Consider the following 25,235-nt stretch of genomic DNA (forward strand, 5'->3'; position numbering starts at 1 on the left):
CACACTGTATTTTATGACCTCGGTGTGGACAGTCAGTCCCGAACGCGCAGCCGCCATCACCGGTGCGCGCAACTGGACGGACGTGAGAGCCGAGCATCCCGAGGCGGTCGACGCGATGGCCGACGGCCTGATGCTCGGCGACGCCGCAGCCGATGCGGTGATCGCGGAGATGTATTCCGGCCGGGGTTGGGCATGGTCGGACATCACCGCGGCCCTCGACAGCCCCACCGAGATCTCCGATGCGCCACCCGCACTGCGTCATTTCCTCGAGGTGGCGACGGACCTTCCCTCCTGGTTCGATCCCGCCCTCGCGCGTGCGGGTGCCGAGGCCTGGTGGCGCTTCGGGTCACTCCAGTCGAGCACGTTGTACCAGTCACTGATCTACGGATACCGGGCACGCGGATTCACCCGGCCGCTGGTCGCCACGGGCCGCTTGACCGAGGGCACCTGGGATCGCGTCGTCGCCACCGGCCGATGGGTCACCCTGGCCACCGCCCCGGGGATGATGGATCCCGGCGAACCCGGATGGTCGGAGACGCTACGAATCCGGCTGGTGCATGCGATGGTTCGGCATCACCTCCACATGCACGGCCACTGGGACGACGAGCAGTGGGGCGTCCCGATCAATCAGACCTACTCCCAATTGACCATTACCGCAGGTTTCCTCGTCTTGCCGCTGCGAGTCGCCAAAGACTTCGGAATCCATTACACGCGCGCTGACATGGAAGCGATGACCCACCTCTGGAGGTGGGTCGGCTGGGTGATGGGAATCGAGGACCACCGACTCCCCCGCAACTTCGGCGACGCTCGCCGCACCGATCGGATCGCGCAGGACTTCCGCCTGGAACCGCCGCCGGAGTCCAGGGAACTCGTCAAAGCGCTTCTCGACGACGGCTATCGCACCAACCTCGGACTACCTGGTCCACTGAACGACATCGTCCACGTCCTGTCGCGTCCGTTCCTACGGACTCTGTTCGAATCGGTGTCCGCGAGATGGGTCGACGACGAGGTCGCCACCGCAATGGGTTTGCGCTCCACACCGATGCACCACCTCGTGACCCTGGCTCGGCCGGCAATCCGGTCCAGGGAGATCGCACGCTGGTTCGGTCTGCTCGGCTCTGAGCACGCGGTGGCCCGCCGCGAACTCCGTTTCGTCACCTCGAGATTGGGGCTCGACCTCCGCCGTATCGCCTCGAACCGTTATGACTCCGCTGACAAAGGACACCTGGAGACCGTTGCATGACCGCCACTTTCACCCTCCGGCAGAACCTCGACTGCACCCCGGAGGCCGCCTGGCATCTACTCACCGACCCTGACCAGATGTGCCGGTGGTCGACCGCGCCGATCACTCCTATCTCACTCGGCCCGCAGGATCGTCCCGACACCGCCGGTGCGCTGCGGATGGTCACGCTCCCCGGCGGAAGGATCCGGCTCCGCGAAGTCGTCGAGTACGCAGAGTTCCCACGAACTTTCCGTTACCGGGTCTACGACGGGGGTCCGCTGCTGGTGGAACATCGGGGCGAGCAGCGCGTCGTCGAGACCTCGGAGGGTGTCGAGGTGCAGTGGACGGTGGACATGACGCTCTTCCCCCGTCCGTTGTCGCATCTGATGGCTTGGCAGATCCGACGCGAGGTGCAGCGCTCGCTGACGGAGATGGAGTCGCTGGCCCGAGACCTCGACACGGCGACGCTGACCTCTCCGGACGAACTTCCCCGGAGGACCGCTCACAACCTGGACGACCTCGTCTCCTCAGCCCTCGAGATCCGTGTGTTGCAGCAGGAGATCGCCGACGAGCTTGCCGGCGCGGACGACCCCAAGCAGTGGTTCGCCAGGGTCTATCAGTACGTCACCGAAACCATGATCGAGGCGGCCACCGGAAGACTGGAACTCGGCCTCACACACCCTGATTGGGTCCTCGCCCTGATCCCGGTCTTCCACCGGTACTACGCCGGCAACCTCGACGCCTACCGCAACGGGGGTGTAGTCGAGGACGCATGGCAGGGCGCGTGGTCGACGTGCGAGATCGTCGATCCGGACCGGCCGCACGAGCCGGTCGTGAAAGGACTCCTCGCGGGAGTGGCCGCGCACATCGACGCCGACCTACCGCGTGCGCTGGCCGCGCTTCACCTGGACCGATACCCCGACCGTGACCTTCGCGAGTTCCGTCCCGATTACCTGCGACTCGCACCGGTGTTCACCGTCGCCTCCGACCGTTTGCTCGCGGATCTACCCCGTAGTCACAAGCCGTGGTGGACGAGTATCGCCGGCCGGGTCAACACCGGGATGCGCGACTCACTCCTGGCCAGGACGGGATACGACGTGTCCCGCCACCGGGTTCAAGCGTTCGAAGCGGCAGTGCAACGAGCGTCGTCGCAAACCGGGCCGTCCTAGTCGCGCTCACGTACTACTGGGCCGACATCGCCGAACTCCTGCCGGCTCTGGCGCTTCTGGTCACCTGGCGGTCGGACCACTGCGGATTCGCCGAACGCTCGAGGTCACGAACCCTCCCGGGGTCGTCGCCGCTACGACGCCGCCCGAACTGCGGGCCTCAGCGACCGGTACCCGCCGTCAACTCCGGTTCGGTGGGTCGAAAGGGCTGGACGATCTCGGTTCGCCAGCCCGCCGGATCGGTGGAGGGATCACTGAAGTAGACCTCCCAGGGATCGCCGGCCTTCCCGCCGTGCTCGTTCACCCACGTCTCCAGAGCCTTGTACGCCGGCTCCATCGCGTCGTAGGGTCCGGCGTGGGTGGTGACGGCGACCTGCCCGCCCGGTAGTTCGGAGGGCCCGACGTCGCCGACCGGGTCGATCGGCGACGTCGTGGGAAACCCTGCCTCGATCTCGAATCGGCCTTCACCGAGCATGCGATAGCGAGCGAAGGGCGGCCCGGTGGGACCCGCCTGACGTTCCGACAGCACGCGATCGATGTCCCCGTAGGTCTTGTTCAGCCAGGGCCCGATCTCCTCGACTGCCATCGTGGACCTCGCAACGGCTGTCACCTGGGCGGTCCGGGACTCCTCATGCACTTCATAGTCCTGCATTCTCACAGAATCGCTCTGCGGAGCCCCCTGTCACAGGGCCATTGGTCAACTGTTCGGGAGGTCTTGTCGACTTCGATCGCCAACGAGGACCTCAGCGACATCCCCCGGACACTCGAAATCCCGTACACCAACTGAAAATTCGGTGGGACCGAGCCCGGCCCCGCGTCACCGTTCCGACCGTTTGCGACCGGCGTCAGAACCCTCCGATGGCAGCGCCGCCGAGGACAACAGCGACAGCTTCTCCGCAAGACGTCGTGCGAGCCCACAGCTCGCGGAACCACGGGCTCACCAGGGACGATTCGCCCACCAACTCGACGAACCGTGGGTCGCCGACGTCGGTTCCTGGGGTTACGCTGAGGCATGGTCTTCCAACGCGACGTCGCACCGGGAATCCATCGCCTCGAACACGCGTACACCAACCAGTACCTGGTCGAGGACGGCGACCGACTCGTGATCGTCGACGCCGGACTGCCCCGCTCCTACGGTCCCCTGGTCGACGCGATCCACCATCTGGGCCACGACGTCGATGCGGTGTCTGCATTGATCGTCACCCACGGGCATTTCGATCATGTGGGCACCGCACGACGCCTGGCCAAACAGTGGCGCATCCCGGTCCACATCCATCGCGACGATGTGTGGCTCGCCGCTCATCCCTATCGGTACGCGCACCAGAACGCCACGCGCGTCGGAGTTCCGCTGCGCAACCCGCCGTCGTGGAAATTGCTCAGTCGCATGGCCTTTGCCGGAGCCTTCAGGGTCCGCGGAATAGACGAAGCCCATGTGTCCGCCTTCGCCGACAACGGCGAGCTCCCGGGAGGGGCCGAGGTGATCCCGACGCCCGGGCACACCTTCGGCCACGTATCCCTCTACTTTCCCGACCGCGATGCGGTCATCGCCGGCGACGCATTGGTCACCCTCGATCCGTATACCGGGGCGCACGGGCCCCGGCTGATCGCCGGGTCGGCAACCGCCGACTTCGAGCGGAACCGTGACTCACTCGACGCACTCGCCGCCACCGGCGCGAAGTCCGTCCTGCCCGGGCATGGCGTCCCGTGGCACCACGGTGTGGCGGCGGCCGTCGAGCGCGCACGCCACACCGACAGTTGACACCGACCGGCGCCTGCGCGACTCAGCCGAGGCGTTCGTAGATCGTCGCGTTCGCGAGACCGCCTGCCTCACACATCGTCTGGAGCAGGAATCGTCCGCCCCGCTGTTCCAGCGCGTTCAGCCCGGTGGTCGCCAGGCGGGCACCGCTGGCTCCCAGCGGGTGACCGAGTGCGATCGCCCCGCCGTTGACGTTCACCTTGTCGAGGTCGACGCCGAGCTCCTGTGCCCAGGCCAGGACAACCGGAGCGAAGGCCTCGTTGACCTCGAACAGGTCGATGTCGGCGAGGTCGAGTCCGCTGCGCGCGAGTACCTTTCGGGTCGCCGGGATGATCGCGGTGAGCATGAGGAGCGGATCGTCGCCGGCGACCGCGATGGTGTGGATCCGTGCCCGCGGCCGCAACCCGAGCTCCGCCGCCTTCTCCTCGCTCATGACGAGGACGGCGGCCGAACCATCGCTGATCTGGCTGGCACTGGCGGCGGTGATCCTCCAGTCGATCTCGGGGAATCGCCGCGCGATCGCCTCGTCGTAATAGGCGGGCCGCAGGGCGGCCAGACTCTCGAGGGTGCCGCCCAACCGGATCCCCTCGTCGGCGGTCAGACCGGAGATCGGTGCGAGCTCGTCGTCGAACATCCCGTTTTTGGTCGCCTGCGCCGCCAATTCGTGTGACCGAAGGGAGAATTCGTCGATCGCGGTGCGGGCGATTCCCCACCGGGCGGCGATGAGTTCCGCGGAGATCCCCTGCCCGACGAGCCCGTCGGGATAGCGCTCGTCGAACGCGACACCGTTCAGGTCCGACGTCCCGGCCGCGGCCGAACCCATCGGCACCCGTGACATCGATTCGACCCCTGCGGCCACGACCACGTCGTAGGTGCCCGCGATGATCCCCTGGGCGGCGAATGCGATCGCCTGCTGACCGCTGCCGCACTGGCGGTCGATCGACACACCGGGCACCGACTCCGGAAGACCTGCTGCCAGCAGGGCGCGCCGTGCGATGTTGAAACTCTGCTCACCCACCTGACTGACGACTCCGGTGATCACGTCGTCGATCTCGGCCGGATCGAGGCCAGTACGGTCGACGATCGCCCGGAGGCTGTGTGCGAGTAAGTCGACCGGATGGACGTCGTGGAGCCCGCCCGACGGCTTCCCCTTGCCGATCGGCGTGCGTACCGCGTCCACGATGACTGCAGTTGCCATGTCTGACCTCCATCGGTGTCGGATCGTCGACGACGATCCCCGTGTGGCTGACTTTTGTCTGCCATAGTCAGAGGTCTACGCCCTGACTATGGACTTGTCAAGTCAGGGTAGGATGGAGCACATGATGAAGCTGGTGGGACCGCTCGCGGAACGAGATCGGTGGGAGGCGACGCATTGCTCGATCGCCAAGGCGGTCGAGCTGGTCGGTACCCGATCAGCGATCCTGATCCTGCGCGAGGCGTTCTACGGCGCGACCCGGTTCGACCAGTTCGCCCGCCGGGTCGGCATCACCGATGCGGTCGCGTCGGCCCGGTTGAAAGAGCTGACCGAGGCGGGCGTCTTCTCGAAGGTCCCCTATCAGGAGCCTGGCCAGCGGGTCCGTTACGAGTATCTGCTCACCGACATGGGCCGCGACCTGTTCCCGGTCGTCATGTCGCTGATGCAGTGGGGAAACGAGCATCTCCAGCCCGACGGCGCACCGCTCACGATCACCGACGCATCCCGGAATCCGGTTCGCGTCGGGGTGGTGACCGGCGAGCAGAAGACCCTCGACCCCGAGGATGTCGAGGTGAGGGTCAACCGCTCGCGGCGATGAGTACCCGATCACGGATTCGTCGGAAGACGAATCCACCTGCTAGTCTCGGGCTCACGTTCACGCGGTGCTGTAACCCGCTTGTCGAACCAGAGGCCGGGGCGCTTACAGGAACCCCCGGTCTTGTCCAAACTTCCGCGGGTTCCGGCGAACTACTTCGCTGCCGTGCGCCGCAGCTTGGTGTTGACGAATTCGCCCAGGCCCCAACGTCCGAGTTCGCGGCCGTAGCCCGACCGCTTGACGCCGCCGAGCGGCAGACCCGGCAGCGTGGTGCCGTGCTCGTTCACGTAGGCCATACCCACTTCGAGTCGGTCGGCGACCTCCTCGGCTTTCGCGGTGTCGGTGCTCCACACCGAACCGCTCAGACCGAACTCGACGTCATTCGCCAATGCGACGGCCTCGTCGGCCGAGGACACCTTGTAGACCATGGCCACCGGGCCGAAGATCTCCTCGGCGTAGGCATCCATGTCCGGAGTGATATCGGTCAGCACGGTCGGCTGGAAAAAGGCACCGTCACGATCGAGCGCGGCGCCGCCGGTCCGCAGCGTCGCACCCTGGTCCACCGCGGTCTTGACCTGGTCGGCGACGGTGTCGCGTGCCGAGATCGACGACAGCGGTCCCATGCGCGTCGACGAATCGCCCGGGTCCCCCACCGTCGTCGCCTCGAACTTCTCGACCAGCCCTTGCACGAAGTCGTCGTAGAGCTCGTCGAGCACGATGAATCGCTTCGGCGAGTTGCAGGCCTGGCCCGCGTTGGACAGCCGGGCCCGCGCGGCGATCGTAGTGGTCCGGGCCATGTCAGCGGAGTCGAGCAGGATGAACGGGTCCGAGCCGCCCAGCTCGAGGACCGACTTCTTGAGATTCTCGGCGGCGACCTTGGCCACCGCGGCGCCGGCACCCTCACTGCCGGTCAACGACACCCCGCGGATGGCCGGATGCGCCAAGAGCTCCGCGACCTGGTCGCTGCTCGCGTACACGTTCGCATACACGTCCTGCGGCACCCCGGCATCGTGCAGGATCTCCGCCATCAACGCCGACGACGCCGCGCAGATCGACGCATGCTTGAGGACGATCGTGTTGCCGGCCAGCAGGTTCGGAGCTGCGAACCGGGCCACCTGGTAGTACGGGTAGTTCCACGGCATCACACCGAGCAGCGGCCCGATCGGCGCCGTCTGCACGATCGACGACTCGGCGCCCTGCGGATCGAGTTCCTCGCTGACCAGCAGGTCCGGGCCATGGTCGGCGTACCAGCGATAGATGTCGGCGGCGAGCTGCACTTCACCTGCCGCCTCCTTGGCCGGTTTGCCCATCTCGGTCGTGATCGTCGACGCCAGCTCGTCCGCACGCTGCTCGTACAGATCCGCGGTCCGGGACAGGATGGCCGCACGCTCCGCGACCTCGGTGCGCCGCCAGCTCTCGAAAGCTTCGAGCGACCGTGCCGCGAGCCCGTCGATCTCGTTGTCGGCGAGACCGGGGAACTCCCGGTCGGTGACGCCAGTGGTGGGATTCGCGGTGACGTAGGTGCTCACTGAGAACCGTCCTTCCGATGTCGGTGGTTCAGATCGGCCGCGTTGATGAGCCCACTCGATGGGGCCGGCCCTGGTCACGAACGGGTACCCGCGCGATCTCGACGCAAACACGAGCACCAGGGTCCACTCCAGACGGTCGTGCTAGTCCGTTCGGACGATATTCGGCGAAGCTCAGGTGGCGGACACGCGGACACTCGTCCAATACCTCGGCGGGTCGGCGGCGTCTAGTACATGATTGAGCGGATATCGCCGACGCGGAGCGTGGGGGCGCACCGTCGGAAAGCAGTAGGGGGAGAAATGTCGATCTGGCAGAGAGCCGTCGTACTCGCGTGCGTGGGCGTCGTCGTCATGACCGCGAGCCTGGCCGTCCGAGGATCGGTCGCCGCGGCGCCGAGCACTACGCCGAGTCGTGAGGTGACGCGCGTGCTGTCGGTGTCGCCGACGACGCCCACGCGTTCGACCGTGACGGTCTACTCGGCCGCCATGGAGCGACCCGTTCGGGTGAGCGTGCTGCTCCCCCGAGATCGTGAGAAGCCCCGCCCGACTCTGTACCTTCTCGACGGGATCGACGGCGGCATCTACACCAACTACACGCAGAGCGGCTGGACGTTCCAGACCGACATCGTGAAGTTCATGGAAGACAAACCGGTCAACGTCGTCATGCCCATCGGCGGCATGGCCGCGTACTACACCGACTGGCAGAAGACCGATCCTGTTCTGGGACGGAACAAATGGGAGACGTTCCTGACCGAGGAACTGCCCCCGCTGATGGACAAGCGCTTCAACGGCAACGGTCGCAATGTCATCGGCGGACTGTCGATGGGCGCTCTGGGCGCGATGTCGATCGCCGTCCGCCATCCCGACCTCTATCGCGGTGTCGCGGCGTTCAGCGGTTGCCTCGACCAGGGTTCACCCGAATACCGTCAGGCCACGGCCGCGTCGGTGTCGACCCGCGGCGGTAACCCCGACAACATGTGGGGACCGGTGGGCCACTCGACGTGGGACGACCACAACCCGGCCGCTCATGTGGAGGTACTGAAGGGCAAGCCGATGTACGTCGCCGTCGGCAACGGATTGCCCGATCCATCGCTTGGCATCGCCGGCCTCGCCTCCCCGGTGGGCGGTGTTCTCGAAGGTGTCGTTCTCCAGTGCACGCAGAGTTTCAAGCGTCGGGCCGACGCGGCGGGCGTGAAGGTCACCTACGACTTCAGGTCCGGACTGCACTCCTGGGGCTACTGGAACCAAGACCTCCACCGTGCGTGGCCGACCATCGCCAAGGGCCTCGGCGTCCGACGCTGACCGTATCCGACCAGCGCCGTGCGTGGGACGTGCTCCTCGCGCCCCGTCCCACGCACAGGTGCGCCTATCCGGCGGTGAGGGCCGCGGCTCGTCGGGATCGGCTGCGGACCGGCCGGTGCACTCCCGCCGGCGCTTCCTGGATGTCGAGCGTCCGGCGAGCCACGTCGAGGTGATGGCGGGCGATCCCCAACGCGGCGTGGTAGCCGACCCGGAACTCACTGTCATCGGGGTCGGCGGCCCACCGACCCTCTCGCTCGAGCCGGTCTGCCAGTCCCTGGATGATGTCGAAGTCCCGGCGCAGACCCCCTGAGTACACAGCTGCGCCGACGAACGCGTCGGGACGGAGAGACTCGGTCGTGATCTCGTCGAGGACGCAGACACGTGCAAACGTCATGCCCGCCCGGAATCCGCGAAGGAGCTCCGACTGCGGCCGCTCGACCGCGGCCAGCGTCGAGAAACGGTCGTGGAGATACGTGAGAACCTCTGCGAGGCGCGTGTTCTGATCCACGTCATCCCACATTCTTCCGTTTTCGGATGATCGAGCTGTCTTCACTCGCACGCTTCTTCTCGCGTCGCAATTTCAACTCTTGGCGGCGTTTTTTCGAACTGGAATTCTTCTCTGCCATGATTCCTCGCTGACATGAATGATGAAGTGGGGTTGGGCACCCACTCACCTCCGTGACCATAGCCCAGAAAAAATAAAAGTCCAGTCGCCGAATCTGCTGCTGAACAGCAGATCTCACAGACCGGTCGCCCGGGGTCGGCGCCGACTGGCTTTTATATTTTTTTCGGCTAGAGTCCGTGACACCGGCCCGACAGGCCGGTTTTCAGTGAAAGGGAGAGTCGCCGTGCAAGCGGTTGTCATGGAATGTCGTATCCGAGTCTGCGCATCGAAGAGTCGGGTGAGGAAATTTCTCGACCAGGCGTCGTCGCGCGCATTCAACGCTTTTCCGAAATCGGTGAAGTCTTCGCTTGTCGTCGAGGATTCCGACTCTCTGCTCCTGCGCCGGCAGTGGCATCGGGAAAACGATGTCGACGACTTCGGCGTGCCGGTGGGCAAGGACGCCTGTTTCGCGTTCGCGGATCCGTCGGGCCGGCTCACCGCATCGAAGTTGGAAAGCCTGTCGCGGGACATTCTCGGCGATCTCGAGCTCGATCCGTGGGACTCGAGTTCGGGGGTCGGATCGCCCGCGGGCGGGGCAGCCGAGTCGGTGCCCTGGATTCTGACCCTCAGCACCGACCTGGACCACATCGCGCGTGCGGAGATCGCGGCACGCCATCCGATGCTCGAGCTCCGCGCGAGGCCCCTGATCGCGACGTCCTGACCGGGACGTCAACACTCTCTTGCCACTGAAGCAGAGGAAGCAACGATGACCACCGCAACACCTGCCCCGAGGGCCCGCCTGACCCGACATCTGCTGGAGCGCGAACTGGCCGCCGAGATCCGCGATCGAGCCGTCGTCAGTGCCGAGGTCCTCGATCACCGCGCCGCCGGCGATCTGGACAACAACGACGCCTACCACCGCGCCCTGGCGCGCCTCGAGACCCTCGACCGGCATCTCGCACAGCTGTATGCCGCCCTGTCCACGGCAGACGCCGAACCGGCAGCGGACGGCACCGTGCAGGTCGGCTCGGTCGTCACGGTCGTCTTCGATGACGATCCGACCGACGTCACCACCTTCCTGGTGGGACCTCCGGAGCAGTATGCCCTGCTGGGGATGGACGTCTGTTCACCCGACTCACCGCTCGGACGTGCGGTGCTGGGCGCCGACGTCGGCGATGTTCGGACCTATCGGCTGCCCAACGGGCAGGAGAGCACGGTAGCGGTGAAAGACCACCGGATCGAGCTTCTCTGACGCAGCGTGGCCGTGTGCTCGCGGTCGCGCCCGTCCGGCGGCGCCCCGATGAGGGCCGGCGCACGACCGGCAGAGGTCTCGTCGAGCGACCTTCGGCCGTCCGCGCTTCCGACTCGGAACCCGACGGCGACTGCCGATGTCCTCGTCATCGGACGACCGGGCGCGTTGACCACCAGGCTGTGCCGAACCCTCCGCAACCACGGGTTGAGCATCGAGGTCGTGGACCTCGGGTTCGATGGCCCGGGGGTTCGCGATGACCGCTACGACCCTGTCCCGGCGCGGCGCATACCGGTCGGGGCGAGGTCGTGCATCGCCGTGCTGGGTCGCGCGCCACGGCCGCGGCGCAGATGGTGGGACTGGCGTGGCCGTCGGCTCGAACGGCGGCAGGAGGACGAACTGACAGACGCCGTGCTGACTGCCGCGTCCAACGCCCGCAGGCTCGGTTTGCTCGTGGTCGCCGAGGCATCAACACCGGGTGAGACCGAGGTCGCACGAGAGCGTGCCCGACACGTCGCGCGTGTCGCAGGCTACGAGGCCGCCGTCAATGGAAACGCTCTGACCTCGGCTTTCTATCTTGTGACGAGCGCGTCGGATTGCGCCCCCGAGAACTTCCCGGCGATCGTCGCCTGGGCGCGGCGCCGAGTGGATTTATAGATACTTCCTGCCGCTCGATAGGCTGCGGGGTGGTGACCCGGTTCAGGGTGCACCGGCGTTCCCTGGAGAAATCGAAAAGGAAGTGGTGGCCACCGTGGTCGTGCTCGACGAGAAGATCAGCGATCTGTACGAACAGGTGATTACCCGCAATCCCGGGGAGGCCGAGTTCCATCAGGCCGTTCGTGAGGTCTTCGACAGCCTCGGACCCGTCCTGGCCAAGCACCCGCACTACGCCGACGCCGGCATCATCAAGCGTCTGACCGAACCGGAGCGGCAGATCATCTTCCGCGTGCCGTGGATCGACGACCAGAACCAGGTACAGGTCAACCGCGGATTCCGCGTCGAGTTCAACTCGGCGCTCGGCCCCTACAAGGGCGGCCTCCGCTTCCACCCCAGCGTCTACCTCGGCGTGGTCAAGTTCCTCGGCTTCGAGCAGATCTTCAAGAACGCACTGACCGGCCTGCCGATCGGTGGCGGCAAGGGTGGCTCGGACTTCGACCCCAAGGGCAAGTCGGATCTCGAGATCATGCGGTTCTGCCAGTCCTTCATGACCGAGCTCTACCGCCACATCGGTGAGTACACCGACGTTCCCGCCGGTGACATCGGCGTGGGCGGCCGCGAGATCGGTTACCTGTTCGGCCAGTACAAGCGCATCACCAACCGATACGAGTCCGGTGTCCTGACCGGCAAGGGACTCGCCTGGGGCGGGTCGCAGGTGCGCACCGAGGCCACCGGCTACGGCGCGGTCTTCTTCGTTCGCGACATGCTCGCCGCAGTGGACGACAAACTCGACGGCAAGACGGTTGTCGTGTCCGGCTCGGGGAACGTCGCCATCTATGCCATCGAGAAGATCCAGCAGCTCGGTGGCCGCGTCGTCGCCTGCTCGGACTCGAGCGGTTACGTCGTCGACGAAGCGGGCATCGACCTGGAACTCCTCAAGGAGATCAAGAACGTCCAGCGGGGTCGCATCGGCGACTACGTGAACGCCCGCCCCTCGGCGCGGTTCGTCACCAAAGGCTCGCTGTGGAACGTGCCCACAGACATCGCGATCCCGTGCGCGACGCAGAACGAACTGAACGGCGCCGACGCCGCACAGCTGGTCAAGAACGGGGTCCGCATCGTCGCCGAGGGCGCGAACATGCCCTGCACCCCCGAGGCCGTACGCATCTTCGGCGAAGCGGGCGTCAGCTTCGCGCCCGGTAAGGCGGCGAACGCCGGCGGCGTGGCCACGAGCGCACTCGAGATGCAGCAGAATGCATCTCGCGACTCGTGGAGCTTCGGCTACACCGAGGAGCGCCTCTCCGAGATCATGACCTCCATCCACGATCACTGCCTGCACACCGCCGAGGAGTACGGCGCTCCCGGCAACTACGTGATGGGCGCGAACATCGCGGGCTTCACCCAGGTGGCCGATGCGATGCTGGCTCTCGGTCTGATCTGACCCGGACCGGCCGCTGGTTCGCGAGCTCACCCGCGAACCGGCGGCTTCTTCGACGGCGCTGTCGGCCGCGCGGACTATTGACACCTCGGTGACCACGGGTTTCACTTGGCCAACTCACAGGTCGGCGCGATTGGCAGGTCCCACATGCACATCGAGGTCTCTCCACTTCACCGTCACCCCGTCGCGCGGCTGCGATCCGGGCCCGTTGCCGTGGTCCTCGCAATGGTCGCGGCGCTCGCCCTCACCGTCGGCATCGCCCCGAGAGCAGCGGCGGCCCCGGGGAGTACAACCGGTTTCGACCTTCCGTTCTCGGGCGCTCCGGCCTTCGAGCGCGTCGCGCCACCCAAGCTCACCGACCCGTCGCAATTGAACCGACCACTCGGTCCCGCGGCCGCCGATCGGGTGGCCGCCGCCATCGGTTTGTCGCCGAAAGATGCACTGTCCGAACAGCAGTACCGTGCACTCCTCACCGGCGGCGGTATCGGCGGCAGCCGCGACGCCGCCAAGATCATCGACGCCTGCCTGCTCATCCTGACGAACACCACCGGTCGCCCGATGTTCGGCGACTCCGTCGTCGGCAGCTACGGCCTGTACGTCGACGCGCAGGGCATGCTGCAGAGTCCCGCGAACGCGAGTGCGCCCACGCGACAGGTCAATTCGCTGATCGCCCCCGGGGGCTACGTCGGTACGTGGCTGCGGAACAACGGAGCGACCGACAGCCTGATTGCGCTCTATCGGTCGGCGTACACCATCGAGGTCCCATTCGGCTTTGTCGCGCAACAGATGTCGGGAACCGCGCAGCTGGTGACGAACACCAAGGCCGGGTTGACGAGCACCGTCGGCATGTCGATGGCTCCCCCGCTCTGGATCGTGAACTTCGCGCTGCTCTACATCGTCAAACCGTCGCTGGCTGCCGCGATGCCCGCCTACTGGGCGCCCATCCCGCAGCCGGTGGCCGCCGCGATCACGGCGAGTCCCGACGGCCAGGTGCCCTACAGCAAGTACGCCTCGTACTTCGAGTGAGTCGGTTCGCCAGTACTCGAACCGCAGTACGCCGACGGGTACTCAATTCGTAGTAGATGTGCCCGCGTTCGCGATGAGGGTCGTGGCGACCTCCCGGCCGAGCGTCGACTTCCGTAACGGGTTGTCCCGCAGACGCATCGCGAGTTCGCCGGTGACGACGACGAGGATCTGTTCGGCGAGGTGGTCCGGGTCCGCGCACGGCACTCGTGCGGCGAGATCGCGCAGCGTCTCGCGCATGTAGTCGGTGTCGCGCGAGACCGCCTCGGCGATCTCGGCCGGCGGGTCGGACATCTCGGCCGCGGTTCCGAGAAACGCGCACCATCGCGCGCCGTCCGGCCGCGCGGCGAACTCGTCGATGGCGTCGAAGATGGCGAGCAGTCGGCCCTCGCCGTCGGCCGCGGCGGCGATCGCGCTCCCCCATGTCTCGCGCCAGCGTTCGTGTCGTCGTTCGAGCGAGGCGGCGACGAGCGCCTCCTTGCTGCGGTAACCCCTGTACAGCGTCGCGGCCGACACACCCGCACGCGCGAGGATGGCGTCGACGGGTGTCGTCTCGATTCCACGCGAGAACACCAGGTCATCAACTGCGTCGAGCAGTTTCTCCTCGGAGCTCTTGCGCACCGGCATGGCCATCAGCCTAGTATCGAAAATATGAAACGAGCGTTTTCGTTTGGTCTGGATCGCGAATGGCTGGTCATCGTGACCGGTATCGCGTTCATCGCCGCGACCTACGGGCTGGTGCGACTCGCCTATGGACTGTTCCTGCCCGACATCCAGACAGACCTGGCCCTCGACTCGGCCGGGGCGGGATACATCTCCGCGGGATCGTCGCTGGTCTACTGCCTGGCCGCGCTGTGCGGATTCCTCTTCGGACGACAGTGCCCGCGCATGTTGATCGTCGTCGCCACGGCGACCGCGGCCGGCGGTGTCTGGGGTATGGCCGCAGCGGCGCATCTGGTTGTCTTCGGACTCTGTGCCGTGATCGCGTCGGTCGGGGCAGGCCTGGCGTCGCCCGCGATGGTGAGTGTCGTCAGGCGCAACATCGACGCGAAGCGCATCGATCGGGCGCAGTCGATGGTCAATTCCGGCACCGGCCCCGGCCTTGTCGGCGCCGGCTTGCTGGCGCTGCTGTTCCTCCCCGGATGGCGACTCACCTGGGCCGTCATCGGCGTGATCACCGTGCTCATCGCGATCGCTCTCCTGACGGCCGACCGGCCCGATCCCGCCGATCGGAACGAGCAAGGAAATGCCATGTCCGCGGACTGGGTCCGTCGTCACCGAACGGCACTGACCGCCGCAGTCCTGTTGGGCGTGGCGTCGAGCGCCATGTGGACGTACGGCCGCGCGATCCTCGTCGACAGCGGCGGGTCGTCGCAGAGCGGCACGATCATCGCGTGGATCATAATCGGGTTCGGCGGTGCCGCCGTGGCAGGAACCGCGATTCCGCTGGCGAAGTGGACTGCGACGTGTGCGTGGACCCTCAGCTGCTCGACCATGACGGCCGGTATCCTCCTCGTCGCTGCCGCCCCTGGACAGATGGCGGTCGCGCTCGTCGGATGCCTCCTGTTCGGGTGGGGGTTCACCTCGTCGACGTCGGCACTCATCGCCTGGACCTCGACCATCGACGCCACTCGGTCCGCGGCCGGCACCGCACTCCTGTTCATCGCGATGGTGTTCGGGCAGGCCGTGGGCGCCACCGCCCTCGGCGCCATCATCACCGCCGCGGGTTATGGCGCCGCATTCGTGGTAGCCGCGGCGATCGCGGCGATGTCGATCGCCGTGTCGACACTCGCGCGGACAGACCGACGAGCAGAAGCAGACGAGCCGGATGCGTCGTTCGACTCGGTACGTGCGCCGTCACGCGAACCAGGACAACAGCTTTCCGCGGGACCAGCACCGGCCGAGCGCGTCGCCGGCGAACTCGGAGCGCAGCAGTGTCATTGACGGCTCGAAGACCGTGACGCCGATGATGCTATGTCCCGAGGCCGGGCGGTCCCCGAGCGTCGGTACGGTCGGCGCGACACCGACTCCCTCGACGGACACCCAGGCCACTCTCCGCACGGCGGAAGCCTCCCCCACCGCGTAGACGAAGCGGCGTAGCCTCTCCGGGGTGAACCGCGACAGCGACCACGTCGTGAGAACGACGGGCAGCGCACGGTCCGGGACACGTGCGACCGCTTCTGACAGCGTCGTGACCGGATTTCCCGAAATGCGTTCCGGCGAACTCGATTCCGCCAGACCGATCTCGGCCTCGAGAACAGACCAGTCCTCGATGACCTGCCGGATCCGGTCGCGGTCGCCGGGGTCTCGGGCGTCGAGCGGCGAACGGTCGAGGATCATCCGTGCATCGACCTCCGGCAGTGGCGTTCTCGGCACTCGACCGCCGCCCACCACCGAGCAGTCCACCTGTACCGGCGACGATGCGTCACCCAGATGTTGATCGTCGCCATAGGAGATCCCCACGCGGTCGACGTTGAGATTCAGTCCGAGGGGCCGTCCGACGTCGATCAGGCCGATGTACTCGGCGTCGCAGCGTCGGGAGGCCTCGGCGATGGCCGGATAGAGCACCGCATACCGTCCCGCGTGGTCCGCGGACCGCTTGATCACAGTCAGACCTCCTGGCGCGCGACCATCTCCGTGATCCAGACCGGCGCGTAGGGCGAGATGCATCCCGGCGACGTCGGATAGTCCTCGAGCACCCTCAGTCGCTCCCCGATTCCGATTGCGCGAGTGCGGAGTTCGGAATGCTCGATGCCGATCGTCGCCAGGCAGGTGTTCATCGCCCACTGCAGGCGTTGGGGAGCGTCCTTCATCCGCGCCTCGATGGTGTCGAGGAGCTCGACGAGGTCCAGACCGTCGGGCTTCTTGGCCACTCGCTCGGTCGTGAGGGCCCAACCCGCGCTGAGCGCCGCCTCATCGGCGTCGTCCATCCACGCGAGGCGCAGCTCCTCCTTGTGCCCGCTCTTCTTCACCACGTAGTTGACCAGCCAGTCGTGCACCTTGGGGCGTCCGGCTTCGCGGACCATCGTGTCGAGCTGCGCGGCGTCGAAGGCCTTCGGCCGGCAGATGAGCAGCGCGACCAGCCGAGCTGCCGTGTCGCCGGTGGCCCACAGCGCCAGCGCCAGATCTTGTTGGGTCTTGAGTCGTTTGGCGACGGCCCGCAATCTGGTCAGGTTCACACCGTGGTCGTCGCCGTGCGTCTCGTTGACCGTACGGATCCTCGGGTCCTCGAGATCGGCCAGCTCGGCGAGTACCTCGGCAACAGTCGCGTCCAGGTCGGTACTGCTCGTCATCGATCTCCACCTCGTCGTCGCCCCGGCACGTCCGTTCGTCAGCCTAGGACGCGGACGTCCGGACTCGATCGCATCCCACGTCACCAGAGACCGACCCGACCGAGGGCCGAGAGGCTTACGCTGGGTCGCATGGCCTTGATGCTCGGACCGATCCTGCGGCACGTCGACGAGACATCCGCGTTGGTCTGGGTCCAAACCGAGGCACCGGCAGAGGTCGAGATCCTCGGCAGCCGAACACACACCTTCGAGGTTCTCGGCAACCACTACGCCCTGGTCGAGATCACCGGACTGATCCCGGACACCACGACCGAGTACACGGTGACCATCGATGGTTCCCAGGAGTGGCCGCTACCGGATTCGACCTTTCCGGCCAGCGTCATCCGCACCCGTGGCCCCGCGTCCGCCCATCATCACCGGTTCGTCTTCGGATCCTGCCGGTACCCCCGGGCCGAGGACCCGAAGATCGACCGGAAACTCGGCCTCGACGCGTTGGACTGCTACGCCGTTCGCATGCGCCACCTGCCCGTCGCAGCGTGGCCGGACACGCTCATCCTGCTCGGCGACCAGGTTTACGCCGACGAACTGACCCCACAGGTCAAGGAGAGACTCGAGTCGACCAGGACCGCGACGGCCGGCCCGTCCGACGAGGTGGTGAGCTTTCAGGAGTACGAAGGTCTCTACCGGCACACCTGGGGCGACCCGGAGATCCGCTGGGTCCTGTCCACCGTCCCGACCGCGATGATCTTCGACGATCACGACATTCGCGACGACTGGAACACCTCGGACACCTGGCGCCGCGAGATGGACGACAAACCGTGGTGGCGTGACCGGATCCGGGCCGGACTCGCGTCGTACTGGGTGTACCAGCATCTGGGCAACCTGTCGCCTGCCGAACTGGCCGCCTCCGCGGACTACCGCACGGTGAAGGAGATCGACGGGGACTGCTGGCCGTATCTGCTCGACCTCGCCGACCGTGCCGACGCCGAAACCGACGGCGTCAAGGGGATTCGGTTCAGCTTCCGATGGGACCTCGGTGCGACCCGTCTGACGATGATCGACTCGCGCAACGGCCGCATCCTCGCCGACGGCGCACGGAAGATGCTGGGTGACACCGAATTCGAGTGGGTCGAACGCCAGGTGAACGACGACATCGAGTCGGTGGACCACCTGGTGCTCGGGTCGTCGTTACCGTGGCTGCTCCCGCCCGTCCTCAGCGACGTCGAGACTCTCGACGAGATCGGGGCCCGGCACGACGGCTGGGTCGGCAGCCTGGCCGAGAAGATCCGGCAGGGCGCCGATCTGGAGCACTGGCCGGCCTTCTTCGATTCCTTCACCCGGCTGAGCCGGATGATCAGCGGTGTCGCCGGGCGCGGCAACGGGACGGCCGGACCGGCGACCGTCAGCGTCTTGTCGGGCGACGTCCACCACAGCTACGCCGCACGAGCCGAATTCGACGAGCCCACGAGCGCGGCCGTGTTTCAGCTGGCGTGCTCGCCGGTGCACAACGCCATACCCCCATACATGAAAAGCGTGTTCCGCCTTGGCTGGTCGCCGCGCATCGCGCAGGTCGTCCGACGCTGGGCGAGCTTCCGCGGTTCACCGGAGCTCCCGGTCCGATGGCACAGCGAGGTCGGCCCGTTGTTCGGCAACACCATCGCATCCCTGATCGTCGACGGCCGGGACGCGCGGGTCACCTTCGAGCAACCCGACCTGAACGGCACCCTGCGTCTGGCGGGCGACATACCGCTGACGGGCCGGGAATCGGTAGAGAACGTGGGGACATAGCACCGTCGTTCTCTACGAAATGCGGTCAGTCCAAGCAGAATTCGTTGCCCTCGGGGTCCAGCATGACGATGTGCCCGGCGCTGAGCGGGGGTTCGGGTTCGACTCGTCGGACCCGCGTCGCCCCCAGCGCGACGAGTCGTGCCGCCTCGGCCTCGTGGGACGCCATGCGTTCGTCGCCTGCCTGGCCCGGAGCCGACCGGACGTCGAGGTGCACCCGGTTCTTCGCGGTCTTGCCCTCCGGAACGCGCTGGAAGAAGATCCGCGGACCCCGACCGTCGGGGTCGATCACCGCCGACGCATCGTTTCGGCGTTCCTCCGGGATGCCCATCGCCTCCAGTGCGGCGTCCCAGGTGCCGAATCCCGCAGGCGGCGCCTGGATCCGGTACCCGAGCACCTCGGCCCAGAACGCCGCGAGGGCCGCGGGATCAGCACAGTCGAATGTCACCTGGATCTCTCTGGTCATGTCTCCACTGTGGCCTACATCGAGGACAACCACGGTCCTCATCGCAAGGAAGCCCAGGCGTGGATCAGCGAAGCCGCTCGCCGTACACCCGCTTGACCGACATCACCATCAACACGCGCCGATCCGACACCATCACGCTGCGGTACTCATCCCAGTCCGGGTGCTGGCCGGCGGCCTTCCGGTAGTAGTCGACCAGTGCCTCCACCTCGGGGCCGTGGGGATCGGCGCCCGGCCCGATCAGCGTGACATCGCCCTCTGCGGTCGCCCAGGTGTAACGGTCGGGTCCGGTGACCTCGAGCGCCGCGCGCGGATCGCGGCGGAGGTTGACCGTCTTGGCCCGTCCCTCGGTCATCGACACGTAGATCGTGTCCGCGTCGCGGTCGTAGAACGGGGTCACCGGCGAAAGCTGCGGCAGGCCGGAGGACTTGATGGTGGCGAGAACGCCGAGACGTGATTCGGCGAGAAGGTCGCGCGGGTCGTACTCAGAGGTGGTCATGGTCTGGGCAACTGCCCTCGGTCGGCGACTATTCCGGCGCGACGGACGCACCGGACCCGGCGCGGAACCCGGACATCGGACCACGAGGGCCTATACCTTCATACGGTGTTCACGATCGGAATAGTGGCGGCATCGCTTGCCGCGGTGGCCTATGGACTGTCGACGGTCCTTCGCGCACTCGGCGCCCGGAACGCCGCCGGACCCGACGCCGCCGGTGTCACGGCCAAGGGCGGGCCGTCGTTGCGTTCGACGCTCGACACCTTCCGCGACCCGGCCTTCCTCGTCGGCACCCTCATGGTGGTCCTCGGTTTCGCCGGTGGCGCCGTCGCCGCACGACTGCTCCCGCTCTTCCTCGCACAGACGATTGTCGCCGGGAACCTGATCGTCACCGCGCTTCTCGGCAGCGTCCTGCTCGGGACCAAGCTGCGTGGCCGGGACCTGGCCGCGATGGGCATCGTCGTCGCTTCACTCTGCATGCTCGGCGCGTCGGCGTCGCATGAGGCCGCGACCGCCCACGACATGGCCTTCCACTGGGCTCTGTTCATCGTGTCGACGGTGGTCGCGGTCGTGGGCCTGATCGTCGTGCACCTCCTCGGAAGGCGCGGCGCGATCCTCGCGGGGGCGCTCGCCGGCGCGATGTACGGAGCCCTCGCGGTGGCGGTGCGCGTTCTCGACGGCGTGCACCCATTCGACCCCGCGGCGCTGCTGACCGATCCGGCGGCCTGGACCATCGCCCTCGCCGGCGCCCTTGCGTTCTACGTGCAGACGGTCGCGCTCCAGCTCGGTCCGGTCAACGCCGTCACCGCCGTTCTGGTGGTGGGCGAGGTCGGCATTCCGTCGGTGATCGGTGTGCTGTTCCTCGGTGACCGCGCCGTCGACGGACTCGGGTGGCTCGCCTACGTCGGTTTCGTCGGTGCGATCGCGGGCGCCTTCGCGGTCGCGTGGCTCACCTCCCAACCCGACGGCAACGACGCGCAGCGCGGAGTTGCCGCAGGTTCGACCTCCTGACATTGCAACATTCTTCTCTATTTGTGTCTTTGGCCGTAGGATCGGCGACATGGACGTGCGCGAGATCCTGACCACCATTCCCACCGACACCGCCGAGGCACTCGAGCTGTTCGACTCCTGCGACGCGATCGACCCGGAGTTCATGATCGGCACCTGGCGTGGCGCGGAGCTGCCGACGGGCCATCCCCTCGACGGCTTCCTCGCCGCCAGCGGATGGTGGGGCAAGCAGTTCGTCGACGCCGAGACCGTCCACCCGCTGCTCTTCCCCACCCGCGACCACACCGCGCTCTGGGCGATGAACCCGGCGATCGCCTTCAGCGGGCTCTCCGTCGCGGAGAAGACTCCTCAGGTCAAGGCCATGTCGTTCGCGACACCGATCGCTGCCACCCGACTGCTGAGCCAGACCCGCAAGGCGCGCGCACGGCTGCGCACCACTCGCTATCGCGGCACCGACACCGCAACCATGGTCTACGACCAGTTGCCGATCAACGATGTCTTCCACCGCATCTCCGACGACGCGGTGATCGGCGCCATGGATCTCAAGGGTTCGCCGGCACCATACTTCTTCGCACTTCGACGCGACGATTCGTTGCGGTTGATCTGAACACTCAGAGATCGGCGAGCGCCGCTCTCAGCGTGTTCGCCTCGGAGACCGCGTCGCGGAGTGCGAGCTTGGCCTCCGATCGGCCCTGCTCGGCGGTCGACAATCGCTGACGCGCGAAGCGCAGTGAGTCCTCGACGCGGGACAACTGCTCGCGGAGTTCCCGTGCCCGAGAGACGAGTTCGTCGACCTCCGCGGACGCCTCGTCCACCGCGGAGGACGCGTCGCCGAGACCTTCGCGCGCGGACTGCTCGTCGTCCTCGGCCCGGGCGATCCGGGCCTCGAGTTCACGCCTGGTCTGGTCGTCCTCATCTGTACTCCCGGCCTCGTCGGCCGACTCCTCGCCGACATCCTCCGGGCCGGCACCGCGACCATGCCCGGCAGCGCGCTTCGACTCGGCCGGCGGGTCGGGAACGACGAAGACCCCTGCGGGGCCGAAACCGCTGTACTCCGCAGAGGTGACGAGGCGTCCGCGTCGGAGATCGTCCAGGATCTCGGCGTCGGCGATCGCGGCGCGCAGCGTCGTCGCGACCTCGCGAACCGCGCTGTCGGACAGCTGCACTCCGAGCGAGGAGGCGGTGCCGGCCACGCCGTCGGCGGAGTCGTTGATCAACTCCTGGCGCCGACGGGACAGTTCGCGCATCGTGTCGACCGCCGAACGCCGTTGCGCCGCAGACAGGTCCGCGGCCAGCGAGGTGACCTGGTCGCAGTCGTCGGGATTCGCGCGCACCCACTGGTTGATCGCCCAGGCGGCCTGCGTCGGCCTGCGCAACTTCGAGATGTCCTTGGCCAGAGAGGTTTCGCCATCGGCCTTGACCTCCTTGGCGATCTCGTTTCGTCGCTTCACGAACAGGTCCGGCGTCAGGCCGTAGAGTTCGTCGACGGTTTCGTCGTACCGGGACATCACATCACCCGCGACCGGCAGGATGTCGCTTCCACATGAGCCGATCGTACGTCTCCGACTGCCCGTCATCCGACACATCACGGCGGCCTAAACTTGAACAGTTCCAGAAATGGGTGCATACTCGTCCACATGCTCACCGACGACGACTGCGCCACCCGGCTGCGCTCGGCTCGACTCCGCGTCACCCGCCCGCGGGTCGCGGTCATGCGTGCGGTGCATGCACACCCCCATGCCGACACCGACACCGTGCTCGGCTCCACGAGAGCCGAACTCGCCGACGTCTCCCAGCAGACCGTCTATGACGTGTTGGCCGCGTTGACATCTGCCGGTCTCATCCGGCGGATCCAGCCGTCGGGGCACGTGGCTCGCTACGAGTCCCGGATCGGCGACAACCACCACCACGTGGTCTGCCGCTCGTGCGGTGCGATCGGGGACGTCGACTGTGCCGTCGGCGCAGCTCCGTGCCTGACCGCGTCCAACGACCAGGGCTTCGTCATCGACGAGGCCGAGGTCGTCTACTGGGGCCTCTGTCCCGACTGCCAGGCCTGAACCACCGAAGATCCGACCACACCTGACCGCCCGGTCCACATCTGTGGACCGGGCGGGATCAAGGCTGCGCCCAGCCACCATCACCATTTCCCGAAAGGAATGACATGGCGCAACAACACCCGCCGATCGCCGAGGCCAACACGCAACCGCCCGCCGGCGGTTGCCCGGTCATGCACGGCCAGGCCAAGCAGCCCACCGAGGGCGGCGGAAACCGTGACTGGTGGCCGAACCAGTTGAATCTCAAGATACTGCAGCACAATCCGGATGTCGTGAACCCGCTCGACGCCGACTTCGACCACGACGAGGCCCTCAAGGGCCTCGATGTCGAGGCCCTCAAGGCAGACCTGATCGCCCTGATGACCGATTCGCAGGACTGGTGGCCCGCGGACTTCGGCCACTACGGCGGCCTGATGGTGCGCATGTCGTGGCACGCGGCGGGCACCTACCGCGTCCGGGACGGACGCGGTGGCGCCGGGGCCGGTATGCAGCGCTTCGCGCCGCTCAACAGCTGGCCGGACAATGCCAACCTCGACAAGGCGCGTCGTCTGCTGTGGCCGATCAAGAAGAAGTACGGCCAGGCCGTCTCGTGGGCCGACCTGCTGGTCTTCGCCGGGAACGTCGCACTCGAGTCGATGGGATTCGAGGCCGCGGGCTTCGCCTTCGGCCGCGTCGACGAGTGGGAACCCGATGACGTCTACTGGGGTCCCGAACTCGAATGGCTGGCCGATCAGCGGTACTCCGGTGACCGCGAACTCGAGAAGCCGCTGGCCGCTGTGCAGATGGGTCTCATCTACGTCAATCCCGAAGGACCCGAAGGTAATCCGGACGTCCTGGGATCGGCCGCCGACATCCGGGACACCTTCGCCCGGATGGCGATGAACGACGTCGAGACCGCGGCACTCATCGTCGGCGGTCACACTTTCGGCAAGACGCACGGCGCCGGGGATGCGAGCCAGGTCGGTCCCGAGCCGGAGGCCGCCGCACTCGAGGACGCCGGTCTCGGCTGGCGGAGCTCGCACGGCGAGGGCAACGGTGCCGACACCATCACGAGTGGTCTCGAGGTGACCTGGAACCCGACCCCGACCCAGTGGGACAACGCCTTCCTGGAGACCCTCTACGGCTACGAGTGGGAGCTGTACAAGAGCCCGGCGGGCGCCAACCAGTGGCGTCCCAAGGACGGCGCCGGCGTGGGCACCGTGCCGATGGCCTTCGGTGACGGCAAGACCCACCCGTCGATGCTGACCAGCGACCTCGCACTCCGTTATGACCCCGAGTACGGGAAGATCACCCGCCGCTGGCTGGATCACCCGGAGGAGCTCGCCGAGGAGTTCGCCAAGGCCTGGTTCAAGCTGCTCCACCGCGACATGGGACCCGCGATCCGCTACCGCGGACCGCTGGTTCCCGACGTCACCTACGACTGGCAGGACAACGTGCCGGTGCACGAGGGACCGCTCGTCTCCGAGGCAGACATCGCCGCACTGAAGGTTGCGCTACTCGGGTCGGGCCTGTCGGTCTCGCAGCTGGTGAAGACCGCATGGGCGGCCGCATCGTCGTTCCGCGGCAGCGACTTCCGCGGCGGCGCCAACGGAGGTCGCCTCCGTCTGCAACCGCAGGCGAGCTGGGAGGCCAACGAGCCCACCGAACTCGCCGACATCGTCGCGACGCTGGAGGGCATCGCCGAGTCGTTCACCGGTGAGGCGGGCGCGAAGATCTCCTTCGCCGACCTCGTCGTCCTCGGTGGCGTCGCCGCCATCGAGAAGGCAGCTCGCGATGCGGGAGTCGACGTCACCGTGCCGTTCACGCCGGGCCGCACCGACGTGGCGCAGGACGACATCGACGTCGACTCGTTCGCATACCTCGAGCCCACCGCGGACGGTTTCCGCAACTACCTCGGCAGTGACAACGGCAAGCGGGGTGCCTCACAGCCGGCCGAGTTCACGCTGCTCGACCGGGCGAATCTGCTCACCGTGAGCGCGCCGGAGATGACCGCCCTCATCGGCGGCCTGCGCGTGCTCGGTGCCAATTACCAGAACTCGGCACTCGGTGTGCTCACCGACAAGCCGGGCGTGCTGACGAACGACTACTTCGTCAACCTGCTCGACATGTCCACCAAGTGGTCGAAGACCGACGACGAGAACGTCTTCGTCGGCACCGACCGCGCAACCGGTGAACAGACCTGGACCGGCAGCCGCGTCGACCTGGCGTTCAGCTCGAACTCGCAGCTGCGCGCCCTGGCCGAGGTGTACGCCTCCGACGACGCCGAGGAGAAGTTCGTCAAGGACTTCGTCGCGGCGTGGGACAAGGTCATGAACCTGGACCGGTTCGACGTCTGAGCCGATCCGTCGGTCAGCTGACTCGCTGATCGCCTCTCACACGACGATGCGGTGGTATCCGACCCGGGTG

The 25,235-nt window shown here is 66.9% G+C and carries 26 protein-coding genes; 16 read left to right on the forward strand and 10 right to left on the reverse strand.

The features are described from left to right. Positions 1-13: 13 nt before the first annotated feature. Together C5O27_RS16445 and C5O27_RS16450 are read left to right on the forward strand one after the other, a co-directional pair. Positions 14-1,243, forward strand: a complete 1,230-nt coding sequence (locus tag C5O27_RS16445) for an oxygenase MpaB family protein (protein ID WP_127963163.1) — start codon at positions 14-16, stop codon at positions 1,241-1,243. Further along, complete coding sequence (locus C5O27_RS16450; protein WP_127963164.1) at positions 1,240-2,391, forward strand: SRPBCC family protein; 1,152 nt, start codon at positions 1,240-1,242, stop codon at positions 2,389-2,391. Before C5O27_RS16445 ends, C5O27_RS16450 begins: the two co-directional genes overlap by 4 nt. A gap of 157 nt (positions 2,392-2,548) precedes the next feature. On the opposite strand, the gene C5O27_RS16460 is transcribed toward C5O27_RS16450, so the two are convergent. Next, a complete protein-coding gene (locus C5O27_RS16460; RefSeq protein WP_035752342.1) occupies positions 2,549-3,040 on the reverse strand; it encodes a GyrI-like domain-containing protein in 492 nt (163 codons plus the stop codon). Between the two features lie 360 nt (positions 3,041-3,400). Between C5O27_RS16460 and C5O27_RS16470 the strand changes: the two genes are divergently transcribed. Continuing rightward, positions 3,401-4,147, forward strand: a complete 747-nt coding sequence (locus C5O27_RS16470; protein WP_035752339.1) for an MBL fold metallo-hydrolase — start codon at positions 3,401-3,403, stop codon at positions 4,145-4,147. Between the two features lie 22 nt (positions 4,148-4,169). Here C5O27_RS16470 and C5O27_RS16475 read toward each other — a convergent pair whose 3' ends face one another. Beyond that, positions 4,170-5,342, reverse strand: a complete 1,173-nt coding sequence (locus C5O27_RS16475) for an acetyl-CoA C-acyltransferase (RefSeq protein ID WP_127963165.1) — start codon at positions 5,340-5,342, stop codon at positions 4,170-4,172. Positions 5,343-5,463: 121 nt separating this feature from the next. On the opposite strand from C5O27_RS16475, the gene C5O27_RS16480 reads away from it, so the two are divergent. Further along, positions 5,464-5,937, forward strand: a complete 474-nt coding sequence (locus C5O27_RS16480) for a winged helix-turn-helix transcriptional regulator (protein ID WP_035752544.1) — start codon at positions 5,464-5,466, stop codon at positions 5,935-5,937. A gap of 149 nt (positions 5,938-6,086) precedes the next feature. Here C5O27_RS16480 and C5O27_RS16485 read toward each other — a convergent pair whose 3' ends face one another. After that, the gene (locus C5O27_RS16485) at positions 6,087-7,463 is read right to left on the reverse strand and encodes an NAD-dependent succinate-semialdehyde dehydrogenase (protein ID WP_127963166.1); all 1,377 of its coding nucleotides are present in this window, start codon (positions 7,461-7,463) and stop codon (positions 6,087-6,089) included. 297 nt (positions 7,464-7,760) lie between these two features. On the opposite strand from C5O27_RS16485, the gene C5O27_RS16490 reads away from it, so the two are divergent. Then, positions 7,761-8,762, forward strand: a complete 1,002-nt coding sequence (locus tag C5O27_RS16490) for an alpha/beta hydrolase (RefSeq protein ID WP_035752334.1) — start codon at positions 7,761-7,763, stop codon at positions 8,760-8,762. 64 nt (positions 8,763-8,826) lie between these two features. On the opposite strand, the gene C5O27_RS16495 is transcribed toward C5O27_RS16490, so the two are convergent. After that, a complete protein-coding gene (locus C5O27_RS16495; RefSeq protein ID WP_230461930.1) occupies positions 8,827-9,270 on the reverse strand; it encodes a hypothetical protein in 444 nt (147 codons plus the stop codon). Between the two features lie 451 nt (positions 9,271-9,721). Between C5O27_RS16495 and C5O27_RS16500 the strand changes: the two genes are divergently transcribed. The 5 genes from C5O27_RS16500 to C5O27_RS16520 all read left to right on the forward strand — a co-directional run bounded on the left by C5O27_RS16500 (position 9,722) and on the right by C5O27_RS16520 (position 13,736). Continuing rightward, a complete protein-coding gene (locus C5O27_RS16500; RefSeq protein WP_006357543.1) occupies positions 9,722-10,087 on the forward strand; it encodes a hypothetical protein in 366 nt (121 codons plus the stop codon). 45 nt (positions 10,088-10,132) lie between these two features. Beyond that, positions 10,133-10,618 carry a GreA/GreB family elongation factor gene (locus C5O27_RS16505; protein ID WP_035752330.1) on the forward strand — a complete coding sequence of 162 codons (486 nt, stop codon included), beginning with the start codon at positions 10,133-10,135 and terminating at the stop codon, positions 10,616-10,618. A gap of 204 nt (positions 10,619-10,822) precedes the next feature. Beyond that, positions 10,823-11,272 (forward strand): hypothetical protein, encoded by a 450-nt coding sequence (locus C5O27_RS23050; protein WP_006357541.1) that lies wholly within the window; start codon positions 10,823-10,825, stop codon positions 11,270-11,272. A gap of 82 nt (positions 11,273-11,354) precedes the next feature. Then, entirely contained in the window at positions 11,355-12,713 is a 1,359-nt protein-coding gene (gdhA, locus tag C5O27_RS16515; RefSeq protein WP_006357540.1) for an NADP-specific glutamate dehydrogenase, read from the forward strand. A gap of 144 nt (positions 12,714-12,857) precedes the next feature. Further along, the gene (locus C5O27_RS16520; protein ID WP_075863417.1) at positions 12,858-13,736 is read left to right on the forward strand and encodes a hypothetical protein; all 879 of its coding nucleotides are present in this window, start codon (positions 12,858-12,860) and stop codon (positions 13,734-13,736) included. A 42-nt stretch (positions 13,737-13,778) separates the two neighbouring features. Here C5O27_RS16520 and C5O27_RS16525 read toward each other — a convergent pair whose 3' ends face one another. After that, on the reverse strand, positions 13,779-14,360 hold the full coding sequence (locus C5O27_RS16525) for a TetR/AcrR family transcriptional regulator (RefSeq protein WP_035752543.1): 582 nt from the start codon (positions 14,358-14,360) through the stop codon (positions 13,779-13,781). Positions 14,361-14,384: 24 nt separating this feature from the next. Here C5O27_RS16525 and C5O27_RS16530 point away from each other — a divergent pair, with 24 nt between their 5' ends. Continuing rightward, positions 14,385-15,677, forward strand: coding sequence for an MFS transporter (locus tag C5O27_RS16530; RefSeq protein WP_127963167.1), 1,293 nt, complete (start codon positions 14,385-14,387; stop codon positions 15,675-15,677). Here C5O27_RS16530 and C5O27_RS16535 read toward each other — a convergent pair. Next, positions 15,591-16,340, reverse strand: a complete 750-nt coding sequence (locus tag C5O27_RS16535) for a DUF2332 family protein (RefSeq protein ID WP_127963168.1) — start codon at positions 16,338-16,340, stop codon at positions 15,591-15,593. The two genes, C5O27_RS16530 and C5O27_RS16535, sit on opposite strands and share 87 nt — an antisense overlap. Positions 16,341-16,342: 2 nt before the next feature. Continuing rightward, positions 16,343-17,026, reverse strand: a complete 684-nt coding sequence (locus C5O27_RS16540; RefSeq protein WP_035752324.1) for a DNA alkylation repair protein — start codon at positions 17,024-17,026, stop codon at positions 16,343-16,345. Between the two features lie 129 nt (positions 17,027-17,155). Between C5O27_RS16540 and C5O27_RS16545 the strand changes: the two genes are divergently transcribed. Next, a complete protein-coding gene (locus C5O27_RS16545) occupies positions 17,156-18,811 on the forward strand; it encodes an alkaline phosphatase D family protein (protein ID WP_127963169.1) in 1,656 nt (551 codons plus the stop codon). A 25-nt stretch (positions 18,812-18,836) separates the two neighbouring features. Here C5O27_RS16545 and C5O27_RS16550 read toward each other — a convergent pair whose 3' ends face one another. Both C5O27_RS16550 and C5O27_RS16555 read right to left on the reverse strand, forming a co-directional pair. Continuing rightward, positions 18,837-19,274 carry a VOC family protein gene (locus C5O27_RS16550; RefSeq protein ID WP_042375741.1) on the reverse strand — a complete coding sequence of 146 codons (438 nt, stop codon included), beginning with the start codon at positions 19,272-19,274 and terminating at the stop codon, positions 18,837-18,839. A gap of 64 nt (positions 19,275-19,338) precedes the next feature. After that, a complete protein-coding gene (locus C5O27_RS16555; RefSeq protein ID WP_035752319.1) occupies positions 19,339-19,770 on the reverse strand; it encodes a PPOX class F420-dependent oxidoreductase in 432 nt (143 codons plus the stop codon). 105 nt (positions 19,771-19,875) lie between these two features. Between C5O27_RS16555 and C5O27_RS16560 the strand changes: the two genes are divergently transcribed. Further along, complete coding sequence (locus tag C5O27_RS16560) at positions 19,876-20,778, forward strand: hypothetical protein (RefSeq protein ID WP_075862562.1); 903 nt, start codon at positions 19,876-19,878, stop codon at positions 20,776-20,778. 49 nt (positions 20,779-20,827) lie between these two features. Further along, positions 20,828-21,382 (forward strand): DUF4334 domain-containing protein, encoded by a 555-nt coding sequence (locus C5O27_RS16565; protein WP_127963170.1) that lies wholly within the window; start codon positions 20,828-20,830, stop codon positions 21,380-21,382. A 4-nt stretch (positions 21,383-21,386) separates the two neighbouring features. Here C5O27_RS16565 and C5O27_RS16570 read toward each other — a convergent pair whose 3' ends face one another. Further along, positions 21,387-22,283, reverse strand: a complete 897-nt coding sequence (locus C5O27_RS16570; RefSeq protein WP_035752315.1) for a hypothetical protein — start codon at positions 22,281-22,283, stop codon at positions 21,387-21,389. 129 nt (positions 22,284-22,412) lie between these two features. Here C5O27_RS16570 and C5O27_RS16575 point away from each other — a divergent pair, with 129 nt between their 5' ends. Further along, positions 22,413-22,832 (forward strand): Fur family transcriptional regulator, encoded by a 420-nt coding sequence (locus C5O27_RS16575; protein ID WP_035752313.1) that lies wholly within the window; start codon positions 22,413-22,415, stop codon positions 22,830-22,832. A gap of 104 nt (positions 22,833-22,936) precedes the next feature. Next, the gene (gene katG / locus C5O27_RS16580) at positions 22,937-25,165 is read left to right on the forward strand and encodes a catalase/peroxidase HPI (RefSeq protein ID WP_127963171.1); all 2,229 of its coding nucleotides are present in this window, start codon (positions 22,937-22,939) and stop codon (positions 25,163-25,165) included. The last annotated feature ends 70 nt before the right edge of the window (positions 25,166-25,235 follow it).

It is taken from the genome of Gordonia alkanivorans, from assembly GCF_004011905.1.
Lineage (GTDB): Bacteria > Actinomycetota > Actinomycetes > Mycobacteriales > Mycobacteriaceae > Gordonia > Gordonia alkanivorans.